General features: G+C 61.5%; 22 protein-coding genes. 12 read left to right on the plus strand and 10 right to left on the minus strand.

Translation table 11 applies throughout. From position 1 onward, the window contains the following. Position 1: 1 nt before the first annotated feature. The 9 genes from NKK47_RS17785 to NKK47_RS17825 all read left to right on the plus strand — a co-directional run bounded on the left by NKK47_RS17785 (position 2) and on the right by NKK47_RS17825 (position 9,374). Positions 2-1,099: an ABC transporter ATP-binding protein gene (locus tag NKK47_RS17785; protein WP_352454145.1), complete on the plus strand. Its 1,098-nt coding sequence runs from the start codon at positions 2-4 to the stop codon at positions 1,097-1,099. Between the two features lie 4 nt (positions 1,100-1,103). Next, on the plus strand, positions 1,104-1,877 hold the full coding sequence (locus NKK47_RS17790; protein ID WP_352454144.1) for an SDR family NAD(P)-dependent oxidoreductase: 774 nt from the start codon (positions 1,104-1,106) through the stop codon (positions 1,875-1,877). Between the two features lie 37 nt (positions 1,878-1,914). After that, a complete protein-coding gene (locus NKK47_RS17795) occupies positions 1,915-2,916 on the plus strand; it encodes a sugar phosphate isomerase/epimerase family protein (RefSeq protein WP_352448127.1) in 1,002 nt (333 codons plus the stop codon). After that, positions 2,913-3,725 (plus strand): SDR family NAD(P)-dependent oxidoreductase, encoded by an 813-nt coding sequence (locus tag NKK47_RS17800; protein WP_352448128.1) that lies wholly within the window; start codon positions 2,913-2,915, stop codon positions 3,723-3,725. The genes NKK47_RS17795 and NKK47_RS17800 overlap by 4 nt, the downstream gene beginning before the upstream one ends. A 200-nt stretch (positions 3,726-3,925) precedes the next feature. Beyond that, complete coding sequence (locus tag NKK47_RS17805) at positions 3,926-5,173, plus strand: ABC transporter substrate-binding protein (protein ID WP_352577739.1); 1,248 nt, start codon at positions 3,926-3,928, stop codon at positions 5,171-5,173. A 4-nt stretch (positions 5,174-5,177) separates the two neighbouring features. Continuing rightward, complete coding sequence (locus NKK47_RS17810; protein WP_352577740.1) at positions 5,178-6,131, plus strand: carbohydrate ABC transporter permease; 954 nt, start codon at positions 5,178-5,180, stop codon at positions 6,129-6,131. Positions 6,132-6,215: 84 nt separating this feature from the next. Beyond that, positions 6,216-6,953 (plus strand): carbohydrate ABC transporter permease, encoded by a 738-nt coding sequence (locus tag NKK47_RS17815; protein WP_352577741.1) that lies wholly within the window; start codon positions 6,216-6,218, stop codon positions 6,951-6,953. A 22-nt stretch (positions 6,954-6,975) separates the two neighbouring features. Continuing rightward, positions 6,976-8,310: a sulfatase family protein gene (locus NKK47_RS17820; RefSeq protein ID WP_352577742.1), complete on the plus strand. Its 1,335-nt coding sequence runs from the start codon at positions 6,976-6,978 to the stop codon at positions 8,308-8,310. Between the two features lie 68 nt (positions 8,311-8,378). Beyond that, on the plus strand, positions 8,379-9,374 hold the full coding sequence (locus NKK47_RS17825) for a LacI family DNA-binding transcriptional regulator (protein ID WP_352577743.1): 996 nt from the start codon (positions 8,379-8,381) through the stop codon (positions 9,372-9,374). A 12-nt stretch (positions 9,375-9,386) separates the two neighbouring features. Here NKK47_RS17825 and NKK47_RS17830 read toward each other — a convergent pair whose 3' ends face one another. Then, positions 9,387-9,827 carry a DUF2267 domain-containing protein gene (locus NKK47_RS17830; RefSeq protein ID WP_352577744.1) on the minus strand — a complete coding sequence of 147 codons (441 nt, stop codon included), beginning with the start codon at positions 9,825-9,827 and terminating at the stop codon, positions 9,387-9,389. Positions 9,828-9,947: 120 nt separating this feature from the next. Further along, positions 9,948-10,346: a hypothetical protein gene (locus NKK47_RS17835; RefSeq protein WP_352577745.1), complete on the minus strand. Its 399-nt coding sequence runs from the start codon at positions 10,344-10,346 to the stop codon at positions 9,948-9,950. Between the two features lie 173 nt (positions 10,347-10,519). On the opposite strand from NKK47_RS17835, the gene NKK47_RS17840 reads away from it, so the two are divergent. After that, complete coding sequence (locus tag NKK47_RS17840; protein ID WP_352577746.1) at positions 10,520-10,945, plus strand: VOC family protein; 426 nt, start codon at positions 10,520-10,522, stop codon at positions 10,943-10,945. Between the two features lie 76 nt (positions 10,946-11,021). On the opposite strand, the gene NKK47_RS17845 is transcribed toward NKK47_RS17840, so the two are convergent. The 5 genes from NKK47_RS17845 to NKK47_RS17865 form a co-directional block, all read right to left on the minus strand. Next, complete coding sequence (locus tag NKK47_RS17845) at positions 11,022-12,218, minus strand: glycoside hydrolase family 172 protein (RefSeq protein ID WP_352577747.1); 1,197 nt, start codon at positions 12,216-12,218, stop codon at positions 11,022-11,024. A 24-nt stretch (positions 12,219-12,242) separates the two neighbouring features. After that, positions 12,243-13,085, minus strand: a complete 843-nt coding sequence (locus NKK47_RS17850) for a carbohydrate ABC transporter permease (protein WP_352448136.1) — start codon at positions 13,083-13,085, stop codon at positions 12,243-12,245. After that, on the minus strand, positions 13,078-14,004 hold the full coding sequence (locus NKK47_RS17855; protein WP_352577748.1) for a carbohydrate ABC transporter permease: 927 nt from the start codon (positions 14,002-14,004) through the stop codon (positions 13,078-13,080). The genes NKK47_RS17850 and NKK47_RS17855 overlap by 8 nt, the downstream gene beginning before the upstream one ends. Before the next feature lie 21 nt (positions 14,005-14,025). After that, positions 14,026-15,381, minus strand: a complete 1,356-nt coding sequence (locus tag NKK47_RS17860) for an ABC transporter substrate-binding protein (RefSeq protein ID WP_352577749.1) — start codon at positions 15,379-15,381, stop codon at positions 14,026-14,028. A 73-nt stretch (positions 15,382-15,454) separates the two neighbouring features. Further along, a complete protein-coding gene (locus NKK47_RS17865) occupies positions 15,455-16,459 on the minus strand; it encodes a LacI family DNA-binding transcriptional regulator (RefSeq protein ID WP_352577750.1) in 1,005 nt (334 codons plus the stop codon). A gap of 807 nt (positions 16,460-17,266) precedes the next feature. Between NKK47_RS17865 and NKK47_RS17870 the strand changes: the two genes are divergently transcribed. Then, entirely contained in the window at positions 17,267-17,812 is a 546-nt protein-coding gene (locus NKK47_RS17870; protein WP_352568073.1) for a hypothetical protein, read from the plus strand. 39 nt (positions 17,813-17,851) lie between these two features. Here NKK47_RS17870 and NKK47_RS17875 read toward each other — a convergent pair whose 3' ends face one another. The 3 genes from NKK47_RS17875 to NKK47_RS17885 all read right to left on the minus strand — a co-directional run bounded on the left by NKK47_RS17875 (position 17,852) and on the right by NKK47_RS17885 (position 21,631). Further along, a complete protein-coding gene (locus NKK47_RS17875) occupies positions 17,852-18,526 on the minus strand; it encodes a LuxR C-terminal-related transcriptional regulator (RefSeq protein WP_352448141.1) in 675 nt (224 codons plus the stop codon). Further along, on the minus strand, positions 18,523-19,965 hold the full coding sequence (locus NKK47_RS17880) for a sensor histidine kinase (RefSeq protein WP_352577751.1): 1,443 nt from the start codon (positions 19,963-19,965) through the stop codon (positions 18,523-18,525). The genes NKK47_RS17875 and NKK47_RS17880 overlap by 4 nt, the downstream gene beginning before the upstream one ends. Before the next feature lie 148 nt (positions 19,966-20,113). After that, positions 20,114-21,631 carry a S10 family peptidase gene (locus NKK47_RS17885; RefSeq protein WP_352568075.1) on the minus strand — a complete coding sequence of 506 codons (1,518 nt, stop codon included), beginning with the start codon at positions 21,629-21,631 and terminating at the stop codon, positions 20,114-20,116. A 279-nt stretch (positions 21,632-21,910) separates the two neighbouring features. Here NKK47_RS17885 and NKK47_RS17890 point away from each other — a divergent pair, with 279 nt between their 5' ends. Continuing rightward, entirely contained in the window at positions 21,911-22,408 is a 498-nt protein-coding gene (locus NKK47_RS17890) for a hypothetical protein (protein WP_352469597.1), read from the plus strand. The last annotated feature ends 25 nt before the right edge of the window (positions 22,409-22,433 follow it).

A 22,433-nucleotide genomic window follows, 5' to 3' on the forward strand; every position in this document is an offset into this window, starting at 1 on the left:
GATGTCCGCGTTGATGATCCGCAACCTTCACAAGAGCTACGGCTCGCTCGAGATTCTTGCCGGCATCGATCTCGAGGCTAAGACCGGAGAATTCGTCGCCCTTGTCGGCCCGTCGGGTTGCGGCAAGTCAACCTTGCTCGCCATGATCGCCGGACTGGAAACCGTCACGTCGGGCGAGATATGGATCGGCGACCGGCTGGTGAACTCGGTGCAACCCAAGGACCGCGATATTGCGATGGTGTTCCAGTCATACGCCCTCTATCCCACCATGACGGTGCGCCAGAACATCACCTTCGGCATGGAGAGCCGCGGCGTGCCAAAAGCGGCGCAGGCGGAAGCTGTCCAGCGGGTTGCCGCACTCCTGCAGATCGAACAGCTGCTTAAACGCAAGCCCGGCCAGCTCTCGGGGGGCCAGCGGCAGCGCGTTGCGATGGGGCGTGCCCTCGTGCGCGACCCGAAGCTGTTTTTGTTCGACGAGCCCTTGTCCAACCTCGACGCCAAGCTGCGCGTCGACATGCGTACCGAAATCAAGAAGCTTCACCATCGCGTCGGCAAGACCACGGTGTATGTCACCCACGATCAGGTCGAGGCGATGACGCTTGCATCCCGCATTGCGGTGATGAACCAGGGCTCGGTACAGCAGTTCGACACGCCGAAGCGGATCTACGACCGGCCGACCAACATGTTCGTTGCCGGTTTCATGGGATCGCCGGCGATGAATTTCATTCCCGCCCGGCTTACGGGCTCGACCAGCATCTCGGTACGCGCCGCTGACGGCAGCGACGCCAGCCTCGCCCTTGCCGCGCCGATGCCCGCCGGTGCGCCACAGGACGTCGTGCTCGGTATCCGGCCGGAACACATCTACCGTTTCACGACCGATCTGAAGTCGCGCAAACCTGCTGTGGCGTCCATGCAGGCGCCGGTCGAATTGGTCGAGCCTACCGGGGCCGAGACGCTTGCCGTGCTCAGGCTGGGTGACCTGGAGATCACCGGCCGTTTCGAGCCGGATGACGCTCCCGTCATGGGCGAGACGATAACGCTCGGCATCGACATGTCGCGTGCCTGTCTGTTCGATCCAACAACCAAGGCGCTTCTGTAGTTTGATGTCCGTACAATTCGCGACTTATCCGAGCTTGACCGATCGGGTCGTGCTGATCTCCGGCGGCGCCTCCGGCATTGGCGCCGATATGGTCCGCGCCTTCGTGGCGAACGGCGCCCGGATAGCCTTTCTCGATGTGCAGGACGAACCAGCGGAGGCGTTGGTGCGCGAGCTCGCTGGTGCCGCCGGGCAGGCTCCGTTATATCTCCATTGCGATGTGACCGACGTCGATGCGCTAAAGGCGTCGGTAGCAGGCGTGCGCGCGCGGCTTGGTCCGGTCGCCGTCCTGGTGAATAACGCAGCCAATGATCAGCGCCATCCCATCGACGCGGTAACGGCCGACTATTGGGACCGCAGCTTCGACGTCAATCTGAGGCATCACTTCTTCGCCGCGCAGGCAGTGCATCCGCATATGAAGGAACTCGGCTTCGGCTCGATCATAAACTTCTCCTCCATTGCCTGGCGGTTCGGAGCGGACCAGATGGTGGCCTATGCCACCGCCAAGGGGGCCGTGGTGGCGCTGACGCGTGCGTTGGCGCGGTCGTTCGGACCGGATAACATCCGCGTCAATGCGATCGAACCCGGCGCCGTCATGACCGAGCGGCAGCGCGAGCTGTGGTTCAAGACGCAGGAGGCAGTCGACCAGACGGTGCAGCGGCAATTGATTCGCCGCGTCCTGCTGGGCGAGGAGATTGCACGCACCGTGCTCTTCCTGGCGGCCGACGACAGCCGCATGATCACCAAACAGTCCATAACCGTCGATGCCGGTCTGCGCTAGTGACGCCTCTCCGCTCTCCATTGGAACCGCCAAGCTGATGTTTCGTCTCGGCCTCAACCCTTACGGACTGACCTACTATCTCGGCCTGCAGGGCCGCGGCACGCCGCGGCACAATCCGGACGGCGTGGGGCTGGAAGGCTTCATCACGCTGGCGCAGGAACTGGGCGCACGCACGCTCGAGATCTACGAACCCTGGTTGACCGACTTGACTGACGCCGAAATCGTCGCCCTGCGCAGGCGTCTTGCCGCGCTGGACATCGTCCCGGTGGTGAGCGGCGGACTTCTAGTGGCAGGTCCGCTGGACAACGCCTTTCGGGCTGCGCGCCTGCTCGAGGCGACGACGATCCGTATCGCACTGACGCCTGTCCTGTGCGGCGACCGCAATGCGTGGGGTCCGAAATGGAGCGAGTTCAACGCAACGATTCGCGCTGCCTTGACGGAATGGGGGCCGCGTGCGGCGGCCGAGGGACGCGTGCTCGGCATCGAGAACCATCAGGACTTCGGCAGCGACGAACTGGTTGCGTTCTGCGAACTCGGCGGGCCGGGTGTCGGCATCACCTACGACACCGGCAACACCTTTCCTGTCGGCGAGGCGCCGCTTGCCTTCACGCGCCGGATCGCGCCCCATGTCCGCCACGTTCACCTCAAGGACTATCGCGTCCAGTTCACGGATGAGGGCTACCGCCTGGTCCGCTGCGCGATCGGCGACGGCGCCGTGCCTTTCGCCGAACTGGCAGCCATCCTTGGCGAGCACCACGACACGCTGACGGCGGTGCTTGAGCCCGGCGCGCTGGAGGCCCGTCACGTTCGCTGTCTCACCGACGACTGGTGGAACGGATATGCGCCGAAGACCGCCCGCGAATTCGCGGCCTGCCTGAGTGCTGCGCGCCTGAACCGCCTTGCGGACGACGCCGACTACCGCACGCCATGGGAGCGCGATGATGACGGTGCGCTCGTTTCGTACGAGCTCGACATGATCCGGCGCAGCGCCGCCAACATGATGAAATTCGATTTCATTGCAATGGAGAAATCAGCATGACTGCCCGAGAACTCAGCGGCCTGACCGCCTTCGTCACCGGCTCGGGACGCGGCCTCGGCCGCGTGATGGCCGACCGCTTGGCCGAACTTGGCGCAAACGTCGCGGTCCACGACCTCGATTGGGCCCGGCCATCTCAATATGGCGAATTCGCGGACCTCGGCGACTCTGCCAGGGGCTTGGAGAAGCATGGGACGCGCATCACCGCGGTCACCGGCAACATCGGCGACAAGCAAGCTGTCGCGGAAATGAAGAGGAAGATCGAGGCGGAGCTCGGCGACGTGCACGTCTTGGTAAACTGCGCCGGCGGCGACATCGGCGCCAAGGGCGTCAAGCCCAATCCCAACAACGCACTGGACATCGACTACGAAGACATCAAGGTTCTAACCGAGAACAACCTCATCGGCACGATGCTGGTCTGCCAGGCGTTCGTTCCGCCGATGGTCAAGCGTGGCTCAGGCTCGGTGATCAACATCGCCTCGGCGGCAGCGCATATCGGATGCTCGCCCGAGGTGGTCTACTCGACGCTCAAGGCGGCTGTCGTCCATTATACGCGCTGCCTCGCCAAGGAACTGATCGACGATGGCGTACGCGTCAATGCGGTGAGCCCCGGCGCCACCAAGACGGCACGGTTCCAGGCGAGCCGTGTGGTCGATCCGCAGCGCATGGATTCGAGCAAGAAATCGCTGAACCGGTATGCGGAGCCTGAAGAGATCGCCGAAGCGGTGGCCTTCCTCGCCGGTCCGCGCGCGCGCTTCATCAACGGGCAGGTAATCCGCGTCGATGGCGGTTTCACGATCTTTCCAGGTTAGGCCGCGATCGTCCATACCGGGTACCGGAAGCAACTTCGCCATCGCGCGCTGTAGATAGCTCCGCCCGAGTTCGGCCAGAACTATGCACTGCATTACAGTCGGAGCTTGACAAAAACTGCGGTCTAGCGGGTATATTAATCGAATAATATGACGCCATCCATTGTGAGGAAGGCGGGTGGCAAACCAGGGAGGAGACCAAGATGAGCCGCTACAAGTCAGTCGGATTCCTGCACGGCATGGTTTTGGGCGTGGCCCTGACGACCGCGACTGCGGCCCATGCCGAGACCTTGACGCTCTATTGGAACGCCGGCCACGCCTATCAAGCTTATGCCGATGCAATAGCGAAGTTCGAGGCCGATCATACCGGATGGTCGGTGCAGTGGGAGAAATTCCAGTGGCCGGATATGCGCACCAAGCTGGTGGCGGATTTTGCGGCGAAGAACGCGCCCGATCTCGTCGCCGAACCCGGCGGCTGGGTGCAGGAATTTGGCCAGCGGAATCTGCTGCGGCCGCTGAACGACTTCATCCAACAAGACGGCAAGGCGATCGGCTATCCCGACGACTGGCAAGCCTATTCCGTCGAGCGCAACAAACTCGGCGACCAGTACTATGGCGTCCAGATCCACCTCACCTGCGCCACCCTCGTGTACAACGTCGATATGCTTAAGCAGGCGGGCTTCGACGCGCCGCCTGCGACCTGGGAGGAGTTCCTGAAGGTTGCCAAGGCGACGACGACCGGCGCCCGCTTCGGCTTCGCTCCCAACCCCAGCATCGGATATTATTCGTCGTGGCTACTGCAGAACGGCGTAAGCTATTACGATCCCAAGACAAACAAGGTCAATCTCGACAGTCCTGAGGCGATCGAAGCGATCCAGTTCCTCGCCGACCTGATCCACAAGGAAAAAGCAGCGACCAAGCCGGCGGCGGGTGCTGACTATGAGGGTCCGCAAAAGCTGTTCACGGCCAACCGGGTCGCAATGATCATAACCGGTCCGTGGGACGTGAAGCCGATCCGCTCGGGCAACCCGAAGCTCAACTGGGCGGTTGCGCCATCACTCAAGCACAAGGTGCAGGCGACGTTCGCGGGCGGCGTCAGTGTGATGATCCCTAAGGACGCCAAGCACCCGAAGGAGGCCTGGGACTTGTTGAAGCGGCTCGTCGCGCTCGACACGGAACTAGCGGCTACCAAGGAAGCGGGCATGACGATGCCGCGCAAATCCTGGGCCGAAAACGCCGAGGTTCAGGCCGATCCGGTCATCGGCAGCTTCAGCAAATGCCTGCCTTACGCGCAAGACGTCACCGCCGAGCTGCGCCTCACCGGCAAGCACGCGCGAATCGAGAAGCTTCTGCAGAGTGCGCTCGAGGATATCATCTACAATCAGAAACCAGCAGCCGAGATCATGCCGAAATTCGCGGCCGAGGCCAACGTCATCCTGGCCAACAACTAGGCCGATGTTTATCAGCGGCAGCACCGATACGGCCGATACGGACATTGGCGTCGGCGCGATGTCGACCCGGCGAGCTGGCCGCTTCAGCCGGCGCACCAGACAAACGCTTCTCGCTTACCTGCTGCTGTCGCCAGCAATCCTCTATTTCTCGGTCTATTTCTTCTATCCGATAGGACTGGAGTTTTGGGCGAGCCTGTACAGTGGCCAGCCGCTGATCGGCGAGAGCCGATTCGCCGGACTGGACAACTACGTTGCTGCCCTCGGCGACGCGCGCGTTCGGCAGTCGCTCTTCGTGACGCTGGCCTTCGCGATAGGCGTCACCGCGGCCAGCATCGCCATTGGCCTCGGACTGGCGGTCGTGCTCAACCGGCCGATCCCGGGGCGCACTCTGATCCGCGCAATCATCTTCTTTCCCTACATCACCTCCTTCGTGATCGTCGCGTTGATGTGGCAGGCAATTCTCGATCCCTACACTGGCATCTTGAACAGCTTCCTTGCCGAGCTTGGGCTGCCCACCCAGAATTGGCTCGGCGACACCTCGACCGCGCTGCCGACCCTCATCGCCATCACGGTCTGGAAGGATGTCGGCTATGCCATGCTGATCTACCTCTCCGCGTTGCAGTCGATCCCGTCCGACTTCTATGATGCCGCATCCATCGACGGCGCCACGCCGACGCAGCAATTCCGCTATCTGACCTGGCCGTTGTTGACGCCGACCACGCTGTTCATCGCGGTCGTCAGCACGATCAGCCAGCTGCAGGAGCTGGCGCCGGCCTACCTGATAACCAAGGGCGGACCGGCCGACGCGACGCGGTTCTTCAGCCTGCACGTGTTCGAGGCAGCCTTCTTCGAGCTCAACATCGGCTACGCCTCGGCGCTGTCTTTCCTGATGTTCCTGCTGATCCTGGCCATCACCTTCGTTCAGTTCCGCCTGCTCAACCGCGAAACCACCTATTGAGGTTGGCATGACATTCGCAAAAACGCTCCCGTCCTACCTACTGCTGCTCTTCTGCGTGGCGCTGTCGATCTTTCCGTCCTCTACATGCTTTCGCTGTCGCTGCAGAGCGATGCCGACGTCTTCAGCGGCATTCCGATTCTGATCCCCGAGACGTGGCAATTCACGAATTACATCGACATCTGGCAGAAGGCGCCGTTCGCGCGTTTCACGCTCAACAGCTTCATCATCGCCGGCGGGATTACCTTCCTCCATCTGATCTTCGATCCGTTGATCGGCTACGTCTTCGCGAAGATGGAATTCGCCGGTAAGCGCGTCATGTTTGTCGCGGTGCTGTCGACGCTGATGATCCCATTCTTCATCCGCATGATCCCGCTCTATGTGCTCACCGCGCGGATGGGATGGCTCAACACCTATCAGGGCCTTATCCTTCCATTCGCCATGAGCGCCTACGGAATCTTCCTGATGCGGCAGTTCATCCGTCCGATTCCCGACGAGTTGCTTGACGCTGCACGGATGGACGGCTGCTCGGAACTCGGCCTTTACTGGCGCATCGTGCTGCCGCAGGTCCGTCCGGCACTGGCGACGCTGGCCCTCCTCACCTTCGTGTTCCAGTGGAACGAATTCCTCTGGCCGCTGGTCGCCGTCAACACCACCGAAATGCGGCCGATCACGACGGGACTGACGCTTTTCAACCAGGAATTCTTCACCCAGTGGAACCTGACGGCGACGGGCGGGATCATTCTCTTCATCCCGAGCCTGCTGCTGTTCCTCTTCACGCAGCGCTACTTCGTCCGCAGCGTGATGCTGGCAGGCATGAAATGACCATTCGGAGGCATTGCACCCTATGACGTCCCGCCGACCGAACGTGATCGTCTTCTTCACCGACCAGCAGCGTTGGGACACCGTTGGTGTCCATGGCAATCCGCTCGAGCTTACGCCAAATTTCGACCGCCTCGCCGGGACCGGCACGTTCTTGGCGAATTCGTTTACATGCCAGCCCGTTTGCGGCCCCGCCCGCTCCGTCTTTCAGACGGGGCGGTACCCGACTACGACCGGCTGCTACCGTAACGATATCCCACTGCCTAAGAGCGAGCGCACGCTCGCGCATCATTTCGTCGCGGCAGGTTATGACACCGCCTACATCGGCAAGTGGCACCTGGGGTCCGCCGAGCCGGTCACCCAGGAAGAACGCGGCGGCTATCGCTACTGGCTGGCCTCCAACATCCTGGAGTTCACTTCCGGCCCCTTCGACACCGTCGTCCACGACAATGACGGCAAGGCGGTGAAGCTGCCGGGATACCGCGTCGATGCCCTCACCGACGCTGCAATCCGCTATGTCGCCTCGAGCGAAGCCGAGCCCTTCTTTTTATTCCTGTCCTTCCTCGAGCCGCATCACCAGAACCAGACGGACAACTACCCTGCCCCGCTCGGATACGAGGAGAGGATCCGCAAGAAGCTCGCCATTCCCGGCGATCTCGCAGCACTTGGCGGCACGACAGCCGAACATTTCCCTGGCTATCTGGGCATGGTCGCACGCCTCGACGAGGCGTTTGGACGGCTGATCGAGGCGCTCTACAGCCTTGGCCGGCTTGACGACACGATCATCCTCTTCACCTCCGACCATGGCTGTCACTTCAAGACCCGCAACAACGAATACAAGCGTTCCTGTCATGAGGCGTCGATCCGCGTGCCGACGCTATTCCACGGCCCCGGCTTCCAGCGCATCGGCACATATGAAGGCCTGGTCAGCCTCGTCGATCTCGCGCCGACCCTGCTCGCCGCGGCCGGCCTGAAAGTGCCCAATTCGATGCAGGGCGTCTCGCTGCTCGACGCGCTGCAGGGCGAACGGCCGCCGCGCGACGAGATATTCATTCAAATCAGCGAGCACCATGTCGGCCGCGCCTTGCGCACCAGACGGTGGAAATATGAGGTCGAGGCACCGGGAAAAGACGGCTGGCGGGATTCCGGCAGCGATTTCTATGTCGAGGCGAGGCTCTACGACCTCGATGCCGATCCAAACGAACTAACCAATCTCATAGCTTCGCCCGATCACGCAGAGACGCGTGCATGGCTGCGAGGCCGCATCGTTGCCCTGATGGAGGAGGCCGGCGAGGCAAGGCCCGAGATCCTTGCCGCCGGGCATGGAAGCTGGAATGAAATCCGGCTGAGCGACAGCTGATCATGTCACGTCGCGCAGCGGATCCAACAATGCACGAGAGAAATTCCGATCGCAGAAAGGCGCCGACCATGGCCGATGTCGCCCGGCGCGCCAATGTATCGACCGCTGCCGTGTCGTACCTGCTCAGCGGCGACAGCACGCGCCTGAAGTTCGTCGGCAAGGAGGCGCGGCAGCGCATCCTTGAGGCCGTCGCTGAGCTCAACTACGTGCAAAACCGCACCGCGCGGCAGCTGCGCCGCCAGCAGGCCGAGCGAATCTGCCTTGTACTGCCTCGTCTCGGCGTGCCGTTCAGCGACCGGATCGCGCAGGATATCCAATCTGGAGCGGCGCTGAGGGGATTTTCGACGATTATCACCGCGGGAGACACCTTCGAGCGAACCGACCGGATCGTGAGGGAAATCGAGAGCGGGCTGGCAGACGGCATTATCGCCGACTGGCAGCATCTCTCCGAGCCCGAGGTGATGCTCTTGGCCGCGCGCCTGGCGGCCGCGGGCCGGCCAGCGGTGATCTTCCATCCGACCATCGAGCCGGCAGGCTTCTCGGTTGTGCGCCAGCATACCGGCAGGGCCGTCTTCGAGGCACTCGACTACCTCTACCGAGCCGGCCATCGCTGCATCGCCTATATGGTGCATGAGCAAGCGGTGGACGCGAGCCGTCTCGCCGCCTATCGCAGCTTCCTGCAAGCACGCGGCCTTCCGCTGCGAGACGACCTGGTGATCGGCGGTGCAGAGGCGCGCAAGGCTGCGTTTGCCAATGCTACGGCGCTGGCCGCCCGCAAGGATCGGCCGACCGCGCTTTTCGTCGAATCCGATCTTGCCGCCGTGACCGCCCTGCACGCATTCGAGGAGGCCGGCCTCTCCGTGCCCGGCGACATTGCAGTCATCGGCTGCGGCAATATCGACGAGGGCGAATTCAGTCATCCGGCATTGACGACAATCGGCCCCGAAACTGCCCACTACGACCATCTTGCCGATCATCTGATCTCATTGATCTCGGCAACACCGGGCGCAATACCTACCCTTTTCAGCGTTTCGTGGCAGCTGGTCCGTCGCGCGTCCGCATGAGCAGGATCGCCGCTATTTGACGCCCACGCTTTCAGGCCAGAGGACCTGGATTTCCTTTGGCAGCGCATCCCGCACCTTTGCCGACTGGCCAAGGTCGATATGCCGTGCAAGCACACGCAGCACTGAGCGTGCCGCATCCTCGGCATCGACAGGACGGGTCGATTTCAATTCATCGGCGATGTGTTGCAGGAACTTCTCGAGCGAGCGTGTCTTGTCGGGCATGTCGGCGGGCCGATAGCGATCATAGTAGGCGCCGCGCACGAGCAGCGGCAGTTCCGCTCCCAAGTTGGCCGCCAGTCCGATCTGCAGCCTGTCCCGAAGGGTTCGCAGAACGGCGCCCAATGTATGCCAGGCGACGTGTCGATCCGGACCAAGATCCGCCATGATCTCGTCAAGCCAGATGTTTGTTATTTGCAGCGTTTTGTCAAAAACGTCCAAGCCGGTTGCGCTCATCGTCGCCTCCTCGAAAGGTTCTGCGGGCGAAACGGCGACCGGAGATTATTGTTTCGTGGTCCTGTGAAAATCGTCCTGGCAAAGCGGCGGAAACCGGTTCGGTCGGAGAGCCTGTCGGCGTCAGGTCTGCTCGACACTCTGCATCTGCTGGATTTCGGCGATCTGTCGGAAGCGGCCGTTTTCCACCCCGTTGAGTGCGGTCACAGCGGCCAGATTGTCGCCCTTTTCATCCCACCGCACCGGCTCGCGATAGGCGATTCCCCTGAAACGGATATCGCGCACCGCCGCCAGAACGTCGCGCCGGCTCGGATACCCTTGGATACAGTGCTGGCGTCTTTGATCGCGGCAAGGAGAAGGCAGGCCGAATCGTAGGCATTCACGGCATAATTGCGCTTCGGCTTCGCCGTCCGACGATCTCGCCAGCTTCGGCGAGCGTCGCTTCCAAGCAATCCCTTCGCGCGTCAACGACGCCCGTTCAACCTTCCCACAGTTGTATTCGGCGCCCTGCGTTCCGATCATTAAAGTCGTCCTTGCTGATCCGAAAGGTGGTTGTCCTCCGCCTAACTGAGCTTGTGCTCATCGGTTCCGAACGCCGTCTCAGCAATGAGACCAGTCCTCACGTTGCCCGAGCCCGGGTATCTCTTGACTGACTGAGCGGCCCGCGCCGACAATGGCATTGGGAAGATGGCGGGATGGCGCCCACGGTGTTCGGCACCACTTGGCGATCAAGCTGCGAAAGGGCTGTCATGGATTGGAAGCTGGAACTAGTCCCGGTCCCCGTATCGGACGTCGATAGAGCAATTGCCTTTTATGTTGAGAAGGTCGGCTTTCATCTCGATCACGACCACACCGTAAGCGACGAGATACGTTTCGTGCAATTGACGCCGCCCGGTTCGGCCTGTTCGATTGCCATGGGCAAGGGCCTCGTCGACAGCCCCCCGGGATCCATAAGGGGCCTGCAACTGGTCGTGCCCGATGTCGATGAGGCACACCGGCACCTGGCCGCTCAAGGTATCGAGGTCAGCGATATCAAGGATTTTCCCTGGGGCAGATTTGTCTTCTTTGAGGATCCCGACGGCAACACCTGGTCTGTCCAGCAACTTCCACCTCGCAGCTGAGGTGGCGCGCTGCGGCACGGTCGTGCCCCGACACAGATAGCGCGGGATGCACGGTTCAATTCGAACGCGTCCCGGCCTAACGCCTCTTCTCGTCGAAGGCGGCATTCCAATTGTGATAAGGCGCGCGATAGGTGGGGATGCGGTCCTCGACATCGGCAAGCGCTTCGAACGGTTTGTGCGGTTCGGCCTGATACCAGAAGGCGACCGACGAAATGTCGTCCGAGCGGCGATTGGCGTGACCGTGCTCGATGGTCACCCGGATCCGTTTGTGGAAGATGACCGGGTCCTCTATGTGCCAGCGATAGAGCGTAACCGGCTCGGTCCAGTTCGGCCCGCCGGCGGCGATGATGCCGTGATAGGGCGCGCTGTAGTCCTGTGTCGGGCACCATGCCGTGTTGAAATAGTCCTCGGTGCCGGTGCCGTGCAGTGTTGGCGGCCAGGCATCGTTGGCGCCGGGGCTGGTCTCGCCGCGATCGCCGATCAGTTCGGCCTTCGGTCCGATGCGCGGATCGGGCTTGCGCACCGTATCCGGCACGGAAATGCCCGGCTCGCCGTCGACGAAGATCATGTCGTCGCCCTCGCCATACCAGTCCCATAGTGCGGAACGCCGCCGCGAATAGACCGAATAGAGCACGCCGACATAGTGGCCGTGACCTTCCGCCTCCAGAATGGTGTAGTTGCCGTTCCCGTCGGTATTTTCACCGCCAAACAGGAACTGCTCGTTGGCCAGCCCCGCCTGGTCGATGCCGTCAGGTCGCTGCTGCCTGTATTGGGCGTGGAAGCGGCCCAGGCCTTCCTCGAGTTCCTCATGCAGTTCGAAATCGACATAGTAATAGAAAAGCAGGTCGTCCTCGGCCTCATTGGTGACGGTGAAGCGCATGTGGCTGGCAAACGGCATCGGAAAGTAGCAGTTGAAGGCCTTGCCATCCTCTGGACTTGCCTGCACCGGCAGGCTGGCAAAATTGCGCGTGCGGGCATGGCCCATGCCGAAGAAATCGCCGATCGGCGTTTCGATGCTCGGATGTGCCTCACCATCCCAATAGGCGCGCAATACGATCTTGCGCAGGAACGCCTCGCTCTCGCAGGCGAGCGTCGCCCAGATATGCGTGACGATGCCGGCACCGTCATACTCGGCAATCACCACCGTCTGGCCGGGTTCAATGTGCAGCCGGTCGTCATTGCCGCCGGTGCGGTCGTAGCTTGAGAACCGGCGGGTTTTGGCGTCGCGCAATTTGGCGAGCCCGCGAAGCGGCGACAGGCCGGCATTATCCATGTGTTTCTCCTCTTGCTTCAGCGGTTATTTCAGGCCGCTTGTCTTGATGGATTCCATGATCTGGCGCTGGAAGATCACGAAGAGGACCAGCATCGGCACGGCGACGATGGTCGAGGCGGCCATGACGTAATTCCAGGCGGCGGCGTACTGGCTCTTGAAGTTCGCAATGGCTACCTGCACCACCCAGAGGTTGAGGTCCGATGTGATCGTCAACGGCCACAGGAAAGCGTTCCAGTTGGCGAGGAAGAACAGGATCGCCAGTGCCGACAGGATCGGCCGGCTGAGCGGCAGGATGATGCTCCAATAGATGCGCCAGTAGCCGGCGCCATCCATGATCGCCGCTTCTTCCAACTCCCTGGGCAGCGACAGGTAATATTGCCTGAGCAGAAAGATGCCGAACGCGTTGAAGATCGCAGGAATGATCAGCCCGGCATAGCTGTCCAGCATATGCAGCGTCCGCGTCAAAATGAACAGCGGCACGATGATTACCGGCAGCGACACCAGGAAGGTCGAGAACATGGCGAGGAACAGAATGTCGCGGCCCGGAAAACGCAGCCGTGCGAGCGAATAGCCGGCCATCGAATGGAAGAACAGCGCAGCGACGGTTACTGTGGCCGACACAAAGAACGAATTGAAGAGATAGCGCAGGAACGGCACCTCGGTCAGCACATAGAGGAAATTGCCGAGCGTCGGGCGTTCCGGAATGAGGCTCGGCGTGAAGACGTCGCTCGCCGGCTTGAGCGAGATGACCAGCATCCAGACCAGCGGGAACACCGTCATCAGGCCGAGCGCCGCAGTCGCCAGCATCCAGGCAAGCCTCGCCGCTCGTATCTGCGAACGGCCGGAAGGAGTTCGGCCGTCAGTCATGCTCGAAGCGTCCGCCGCGCGTCAGCACGAAGAAGAAGACCGTGACCAGCATCAGCGCCAGCACCAGCAGCGATGCCATTGCCGATGCATAGCCGAACGCGCCGAACTGGAATGCCTGCTTGTAGATGTAGATGATCAGCACCGAGGTCGAATTGACCGGACCGCCTTTGGTCATCACATAGATCAGGTCGAAGACCTGGCCGCCGGCGACAGCCGCGACGAGCGAGACCAGGAGGACGAAGAAGCTGGTCGGCTTGAGCAAGGGCAAAGTAATGTACCAGAAGCTTGTCACCGGCCCGGCACCGTCGATCTTTGCGGCTTCGTAGTACTCTGCCGGGATGTCCTGGAGTCCGCCGAGGAAGATCAGCATGTAGAAACCCATCAGGAACCAGACGCTGACCAGCACCAGCGTGAACAGCGCCAGATTTGGATCGCCGAGCAGCGAAATTCCGCCGAGGCCGACGAGCGGCGCCAGCCGGCTGACGATGCCGACCTTTTCGACCAGCATGAGCTGCCACACGAGCGCCACCACGACCAGGCTGACCATCTGCGGCGCAAAGAACATCGAGCGCATGACCGCGTTGAAGCGGTTGGTCTTCTGCACCAGAAGCGCCAGTCCCAGTCCGGCGGCGTAGAGCGCCGGCACCAGCATGACGGCATAGGCTACCGTCACCTTCACGGACGACCAGAACAGCGGGTCGCCCCACATGCGCCTGTAATTGCCGAACCCGACGAACCTGTAGCCGCCGAAGCCGTTGACCTCGAAGAACCCGACGGCGAGCGACAGCAGCATCGGCACGCCGACGAACACCAGCAGGCCAAGCGCATCGGGCAGGACGAACAGCCATGCGGCGCAGCGCTCCCTTTGCTTGGCGGTGAGGCCGCGGGCGGAATTCGCGCCCGCGGCTGGCGGTTTCATCTGATCCATGCTGGAAAGGGCCTAAAGGATCGGCGCGCCGGAATAGGAAGCGAGGAACGCATCGAGTTGCTGACTGGCCGTCGTCGCCGCCTGCTGGGCATCAACCCCGCCAAGCTGTGCCGACTGGATGGCGTCAGAGATGATCTTGTAGGCCTCCGGCGGAACCCGCGGCTCGGCGCGCGTCCCCGGATGGATCTCCTTGGCGAAGGTGCCGAACTTGCCGGTGCTGAAGACATCGGCGCCGGCCTTCAGCGCGCTGTTGCGCGGCGGCATGTCGCTCTTGGCGACAGTGCACCAGTTGACGACCCGGTCGATCGATGCCGGATCCATTGAGGCCAGCGCCCAGGCGCAGAACTGGGCGGAAGCATCCGGGTTCTTGCCTCCGGCATTGGCGACAAAGGCCCAGCCACCGCCGACGGTGACGTATTTGCCATTGGCCGGTGTCGGCAATTTGAAGATGCCGTAGGGCACGTCCTTGGCGTTGTTGTCCATCGCCGAAATGCCCCAGATGCCGCAGTTCTGCATGGCGCACAGCCCTGCCCCGAGATTGGCGACTATGTCGAAGCCGCCGCCGACCACCTGACGCGGCGCCACGCCGGTATTGATGGCATCCTGCCAGAGTTTCAGCGCCTGGACGGTGGCCGGCGAATCGAAGGCGCTCTTGCCGTCCTTGCCCTGGAACTCGCCGCCGCCCTGCCACAGGAACGGATACCAGGTGAAGTTCTGGTAATAGCCGGGAGTCGTTTCGAACAGCACGCCGTAGCGACTGGGCGTCGTCAGCTTTTTGGCGACCGCCAACAGCTCGTCCCAGGTCTTCGGCACGTCGTTCTCGTTGAGCTTTGCATCCTCGAACGCTTTGACCGAATAGTAGAAGGCCATCGGCTCGACTTCCATTGGCACACCGTAGATCTTGCCGTCCACCATGCGGTTGGCGATGACGCTTTCCGGGAAATCGGCTTTGGCGGCATCCTCGATATGCGGCGTCAGGTCGGCAAGCACGCCGCCATTGTAATAACGCAGGAAATCGCCGGGGCTGATGAGGAAGATGTCAGGGCCCTCGCCCGACGCGAAGGCCGTTGCCAGCTTGGAACCGGAGATGTACTCGCTGTTGACGACATATTCGAGCTCGACCTTCTGGTCGTGGCCGTTGTTCCAGTCGGCCACCAGCTTTTCGAACCACTGGACCTGCGGCTTCACGTCTCCGCCAGGCGCATAGAACTGCCAGAATTTCAGCGGCGCTTCCTGAGCGCGCACGGCCATCCTGTTGATGAACGGGAAGCCTGTAAGGCCGGCGGCAGCGAAAGTGGCGCCGCCCTGGATCAGCCGACGGCGGTTCAGGCTGGCCAATGGCCGGTCGCGGGTCGTTTTGTCAGTCATCAATTCCTCCCTTGGATGTTGTTCGGTCGAACGTTGGCGAAGGGACCTCCGTTCCCTTTGCCGGCATCTGGCGTCACGCGCTGTCGAATGGGCTCAACGCGCATGGGATCACTTCGGTGCGCGGCGCGCCCTCGACTTTGCCACCCAGCCGTTCGAGCAGCATTTCCGTGGCGCGCTTGGCAAGCATTGTCGGACTGTTGCCGACATGGGTCAGCTTCGGCCTGACATATTCCAGTTGAGGCAGGTCATCGAAGACTGCGATGGCGATATCTTGAGGGATATTGATCCCATGGTCGTAGAATTCGGTCAGCGCACCGGAGGCCATCAGATAATTGGCGAAGAACATCGCCGACGGCAGGTTTCCGCCGTGCTTCTCGCTGAGCCAGGTGACCGCATCCCGCCCTGACGGGGCAAGATAGCTTCCCTCGAACCGCAGATCGACGGAGATTGGCACGCCATTGTCGGCGAGCCCTTTTTCGAAGCCGGCGGCACGCGCCATCGCCTCCTTGAAAAAGGATGGCCCGGTGACATGGGCGACGCGGCGATGGCCCCTCTTCGCCAGATACTCGCCCATCAGATAGCCGCCGCCGAAATCGTCCAGCTGGACGCTGTCGACAGCATGGTTCGGCAGATGGCCGATGAAGACGGCGGGCAGATCGAGGCTGAGCAGTTCGCTGTGCATGCCGTGCAGCGCGAAGTCGGCAACGATGACGCCGTCGACCCGCTTGCGCCCTATCTGGCGCAAATACTCGCGGCCGTGATCCTGTGAATGTCCGCCCGGCACGTCGGTGTTGAAGATCAGCATGTCGAGGCCGACCACTTCGAGCGTCGACTGCGCCGTTTTCACCAGCTCCGGATAGAACGGGTTGCGGATGTCCGGGATCAGCATCGCGATAATGTTGGTGCGGCCGGTGCGTAGGCTCTGCGCCTGCGGGTTCGGCGTGTAGCCGAGTTCGTCGATCGCCGCTTGTACGCGCTCACGTAGCGATTTCGATACCCGGTCCGCATGGTTGATGACATGCGACACGGTCGTGCGCGACACGCCCGCTCGCGTGGCAACTTTGGAAATCGTGCTCATGGTGACAAGTTATGGGCACATGAATGCATTTGCAAATCGATTTTACCAATGTCTCGCAAATTAGGGCCGTCAGGCGGATTACACAAATGCCAAAAGAAAAGGCCGGGTTGTTAAGCCCGGCCAAGTGTGAAGGTCTATAACCTCCAGAGGGGAACGCGCCGGACGCAATGGGAGGAGACATCCGACGCAATTCGCATATGGGTCTGTATTGGTGGCGTTTCAACGATGCGGCAGTAGACCAACGGCGTTGCTGCCATAGAGCCAGAAACGCAAAGCATTCGAAGAGGGCGGTGGATCGCAGCTGCCAGTTGGACACAAAGGTCGCCGAATGCAGGGCGGCTCCTGGCATAGGGACTTCAGTCTGTAGGCCTATCGACCAAGGACCCGCACGGCCAAACTTTGGTCCGAGGCTGCTATCGCAAAAGCCCGAAATGCGAGAGTTTCAGGAACTGAGTTCCGAGGAGCCCCGTTGCGATGCCGACTGTTACAGGAGGCCGCCATGGACCCGAGCATTCACCAGGCACGTTGGCTGCTTTTTCCGTTATTTGGCCTGTGCTTCGGGGTCGCGGCCATTGGATTTATTGTTGGCTGACGGTGGAAGTCGGCGCTACCGCGGAGAGACGCAACCACGGGAAGGCAAAAGACTTGCGCAGTAAATAGTCCCTTCCTGCGCTAGCGAGACCCACCAGTTACCATCGTGGGACTGGTGGGTCTTGACGTTCCGGACGCAAACCATTGTTTTAAGCATCACACGAATTCGAACAGGAGGCAGTACGACAGAGCCGTATGATTAAGGGGAGTTCCGACATGCGACTGGCAAGTTCATTGATGACGACCCGGAAACGAAGGACCGGATCTTCACGAGGACGTCATGTCGGCATTTCTGTAGTCGTCTTGACCTTCATTCTCGTCGTGAGCCCCTATCGCGTCGTGGTCGATGGATCATCGCAGCCGCTCGGCCCGCAGGCTGCCTGGGCCAAAGATGGCGGGAACGGCAATGGCGGGAACGGGAACGGGAATGGGAACGGCAATTCGGGCAATTCGGGTGGAAACTCCGGCAATTCGAACTCGAACGCTGGTGCCGGCAAGGGCAAAGCAAAGTCGCAGGACGACAATCTCCCTGATCCCGCCCCTGCGGTAAACCCCGATAGCAAGCCAAAACTCTTTGTCAACGCATCCACAGGAGACCGGGTCGAGGTGAGCGGCCCGAGCATTGGCGTGGTGCATTCGAACGGACTCAGTGAGCGCATCGACAGCGACCAATATGAAATGCGGGATGCCGAGGGCCGCATCATCATTCGGCGCCTGGCGACGCGTTCCGATCGGGACAGGTTGCTTGGAATGATCAACTGAGGGCCAGTTCACATGGCCGCGCAGTGCGGCAATTTCGGCTCAAGCATGATCGCGAACAGGCGGATGGCGGCGCTCAGTCGCGTCGCGCAAGGTCATGGCGGCTTCGGTCCTGTTGCTGACGTTGAGCTTGGCCAGGATTCGCGTCATGTGGTGCTTTATCGTCTTTTCATGCAGGTTCAGCCGAAGCCCGATCCGCTTGTTGCTCAGTCCCGCGGCAACCAGCGTCAGGATCTCCCTTTCGCGGCTGGTGAGGTCGGCAAGTCCGTCAGCTTTCGCCGGCTCTTTTGATTGAGCCGAGAGATCGGCCAACAGGCGCGCCGACAATTGTGGACAGACATATCGTTCGCCCGACGCTACCGTGCGCAGGATCGCAGCCAACGTCCTCGACCCGACCCCCTTCAGAACATAGCCCCTTGCCCCGCTCTGCAACGCGGTCATCACGTGCTGGTTTTCTTCCGAAACGGTCAGCATCACAATTTTCAGTGCCGGATGCCGCTCAAGGGCCGGTCCGATCACGCCAAGGCCACCTCCAGGAACCGAGATGTCCATCAGCAGAATGTCGGGCCGCTGGTCTTCGATTATCCGCAGGGCATCGTCTCTGCTGCTTCCTTCACCGACGATCTCGAACCCGCCGATCTGATCGAGCGTGCGCACAACGCCTTCCCTGAACAGCGGGTGGTCGTCGACGATGGCGAGCTTGATGGCTACTGTCATGTCTGCCCCATTTCAACGATGTTGAGGGCCATTCTTACGACTGTGCCACTCTGTGAGGAAGTCACGGTAAACTGGCCCCCGAGGCTTTCCACCCGCTCGCGCAGCCCAACGAGTCCCAGCCTCTCGGGACGCACGATTTGCGGGTCAAAGCCAGCGCCGGCGTCGGCCACTTCGATACAAACGCGCTCGCCGTCGAAATGTTTCTCGACCGACTGACCTTCACCTCCGGCATGACGGAATCCATTGTTCAGCGCCTCCTGGACGAAGCGGAAGATGCAAATCTTGGCCGCCGGCGACAACGGCGCATGGCCGCCGGTCATCGATAATCTCACTTTGACGCCGGTTCGTTCTTCGTGCGCCTGTACGGCTAGCTGGAGAATTTCACCCAGTTCGGCATGCTCGATATGCGGCAGGACAAGGCCCTTGCTGATGCTCCTGATCTCGCGCATGGCATCGTCCAGATGTGCTTTGATGGCCAGCAATTCCTGTGCGCGCTTCGATTGCGGCGTAGCGGGATCGGCAATGACGGGGCTGTCGATCCCCAGCGCCGCGAGAGCAACCAATTGCGCGGGGCCATCGTGCAAGTCCGCACCGATGCGCCTGAGATAGCGTTCGTTAAGTGCGGTGGCACGCTGCGAGGCACGCTGCACCCGCAGCCTCAACAGTCTGTTTTGCGCAAGCAGATCGGAAAGCTCGGCAATGCGCTGCTTCAACGAGCGGCTCTGCGAACTGATCATGCGGCTGCCACGGAACACGATTGCCGACAGCCCGAGAAAGCAGGCCGCTGTGACGGCGGCAACGTCCAGCCAGGTTCGAATGAGCGCCTGATGCAGGTTTCTTTCAAAATCAGTGGCGACCTCGTAGAATTCCGAAACGGCCACCACTTCCCCCGACCATGGCTGCAGCACCGGATTGTAGATCTCGAGGAGATGCAAGCCGCTGGCTCTTTCGGCCTCGCTGTCCGGATCGTCGAGCTTGTCGAACTCCGAGACCATTTGGCCTGCGAATGCCGCCCGGAGATTGTCGCTGGGTTCGAAGCGCTTGCCGATCAATGTCTTGTCGGTCGAATACAGGATGGTTCCGTCGCGACGCCAGAGCTTGAAGGATTCGAGCCTTGTGCCGAGTGCCCCTTGTCCCAGCGTTTCATCGAGCGCATGGGCGACGCTCTCGTCGAGCACTTCGCTCTTGCGCATATCCGGAAGCAGCGGCGCGATAACGCTGTCCACGTAAAGAGCCGTCGCGGAAGCCGAATTCTGCGTGACCACGGTTTCTATATGGTTCGTGACGGAAATCCCCACCACCACCATGGCTGACAGGGAAAATAGACCGCCCGCGAGCAGGAACTGCGTTGCCAGCGACAGCGCATTCCAACGGTCAACAAGGCTTGTCAGCCTGTGTGGCTTGGTGTTCCGAATGGCCCGCTCGGCAGCACGCCGCACCAGTGGCGCGATTCTGGAGAGCCGGCTAATCCGTTGTCGAACGTCGCTGAAAGACGCCATCCTAGGTGTGTAACCGATCAATCGCGATGGAACTAGGGCCTGATGAGAGGGCGAACAGCGTATCCGGCGCTTTTTTGGGCAAACCGTCTCATTGCGTCGTTCGGTAAAGCTCGGACGCGGCCTGCTTCAGTGCCGCCCGTCCATCCGGCCTCAGATACATCATGTGCCCGCCCTCCAGCACCTCGGTGCGAATGGGCTTTGCGCCGGCAAGCGAAGGAATTTGACCAAGCAGGTAGCGCGAGCCCATGTACGGCGTCACTAGGTCGCTGTAGCCGTTGACGATCAGCACGCCGAGGCTGGGGTTTAGCACGCGCGCCTGTTGAAGGTCGTCCATGACACCCGCATAGCCCTGACGCGTCGCGCTCGTCCCATAGTCCCAATTGCCGCTGACTTCACGGTTGAGAAGCCGATAGCTGATATCCGTGCGGAAGTTCAATTCATCACGCACATAGCCGACGAAAGCGGAGGTGAGCGCCGGCACGCTTCGGTCGAGCACCGGATCGGGACCCTCGACTCCCAGGCTCTCTGGCGCCACGTCCGCTGTCGCGATGTTGCCGTCATAGGCGCTGAGAACATTGCCCTTTGCCCGTGCAAACTCCTTGGCGAACAGCCCTATGGGAATGCGTGCAAAGTGCCGCTGGACGAGATCGAGTGGCAGACCGGTGATTGCGGCGACACGCTGGCTCGCCAGGCGCCCACCCTGCTCCAGCCCACCTGCCAGCGCGGCCAGATAATCGCCGAGCGCATAGCGTTCGACTTCCGCCAGCCGCTCCTGCAGGGCCGGGCCGGAAACGCCTTCGCTGTGTAGGCGCACTGCCGCCAGCGACGGCAGTTCCAGCGCCCAGTGGAGCGGCTGGAACTCGTCCGGGCGCACCAGCGTGAATTCGAGCGCCGGCGAAATCAGCACGACGCCACTCGGGCTGATGCCGATGTCTTCCTGAAGCTTCCTGGCGAGCAATGCTGCTCGAAAGCCGCCATAACTTTCGCCAGCCAGGAAGACAGGCGATACCGTACGGTTCGTCTGCGCCAGATAGAGCCGGATAAACGCGCCTATCGACGCGGCGTCCTGGCTGACGCCCCAGAAGCTGTGTGCTTCCGTGCCGGGCGCTTCACGGCTGTAACCGGTTCCAACAGGGTCCACAAAGACCAAGTCGGTCATGTCGAGCCAAGTGTCGGGGTTGTCGAACAGCCTCTGCGGCGGCGGCAAGAAACTTCCATCGGCCGCCGTCGCCAGGACCCGCGGACCGAGCGCGCCGAGATGAAGATAAGCGGAAGCTGCTCCCGGACCGCCATTGAACACGAAGGTGATCGGGCGCCGCGGATCCGGTCCCGTTTCTTTCCCGGAATGCAGTGCATAGGCGACGTAGAAAATCTCGGCGGTGATATCGCCTTTGCCGGACGGCAATGACAGCGTGCCGGCCTTGGCCTCGTAATCGAGCGTGCGTCCGGCAATGACGATCGAATGATCGGAAGTCTGCGGCGGTGGCAGGAGCGAGAGAACCCCGCCTGTGGGCGGCGGCCGCTGGGCCGTCTCCGCGTGACCCACCCCAGTTCCGGCAACCAACAGCAGAAGAGCGAGGGCGATTTCTTGCAGCTTGATAGGCATGACGTCTCCGGAGCAATTGGCTGAAACTAGCACACCGTCGGCCGAACCAAAGTCACAGCACCGTGCGCCAGTACGTCTGACAAGAAGGGATCGGTTTGGGAAATCCGATGCCCAGGCGGAAGATAGGGCGCGAGGGTCACGGCGGCAGCCTCAACCTCTTCCAGCAGATGCGTGCGGCGGAATGGCGGACCAAACGACTTCGTGAATTTTCTGCCGGTTGACTCGATTGGCCCACTTCCTAGGTTGGCATTCGGGGCTCCCGTGCAATCCGAAGTTGGTATGACATCTTTCCACACCCGAAAGCTTGCCCTTCTCCTTCTATCGGCAAGCGCCGCCATCCTGTCTTCCTGCGTCATGCCCGATGACACGTCGAGCACTGCGAAGGAAGACGCCACGGCGGCGGCAGCCCGCAGGGAGATGGTCGGCCTTAGCGAGGCGGACGTTCGAATGTGCGCCGGCTTTCCGACCGCCACTGCCGATGTCGGCAAATCCGGCCAGATCTGGACCTATCAGCGCGTCGTTCAACGCGGCAATCTCAACATTGTCGTTCCGACCGTGGCCATTGGCCCCGTCCCGGCGCTGGGAGGTTCCGTCAACGTCGCCCCCGGCGGCTATTGCAACACGCAAATTCGAATGGTTGACGGTCATGTTGCCGAGGTTGCCTACGCCGGCGACAACAACCTGCCGAATAACCGCGATGCGCTCTGTGTCAGCACGGTAGACGCCTGTGTCGCCTACGCCCGTCAGTATCATCCAGGCAGGACAATGGGCAGATAGCGGGATGAGTGGCATTGCCGCTGAT

It is taken from the genome of Mesorhizobium sp. M0019, assembly GCF_040323975.1.
Taxonomy (GTDB): domain Bacteria; phylum Pseudomonadota; class Alphaproteobacteria; order Rhizobiales; family Rhizobiaceae; genus Mesorhizobium.